This window comes from Sulfitobacter sp. 15WGC, assembly GCF_005068605.1.
Lineage (GTDB): Bacteria > Pseudomonadota > Alphaproteobacteria > Rhodobacterales > Rhodobacteraceae > Sulfitobacter > Sulfitobacter faviae.
Map to the genome: position 1 here is coordinate 1 of NZ_SZNL01000117.1, position 255 is coordinate 255.

The following is a 255-nucleotide window of genomic DNA, read 5'->3' on the forward strand; positions in this document are numbered from 1 at the left end:
CGCTCGGCTGCCGGATTCCAGCTGATGATGCGGCCTTCCATGTCATAGGTCAGGATCGCTTCGCCCGTGGTGGCCACGAGGGCGGCAAAGGTTTCCGCCTGCACATGGGCACGTTCGATATCATCATGCGCCATGCGGCGCGTCGTGACATTGCGGTGCTGCAACAGCAGGCAAGGCGCGCCTTGGATCGTCAAGCGGTTGGCGTTGAGTTGAAACCAGCGCCGCACCCCCGGCCCATCGCAGGGGTATTCCCCC

At 63.9% G+C, this 255-nt stretch carries 1 protein-coding gene; it reads right to left on the reverse strand.

Annotated elements, in window-relative coordinates; genetic code table 11:
- On the reverse strand, nt 1-255 hold a 255-nt coding region (locus FCK22_RS19040), incomplete at both ends, for a PAS domain-containing protein (RefSeq protein ID WP_211243601.1).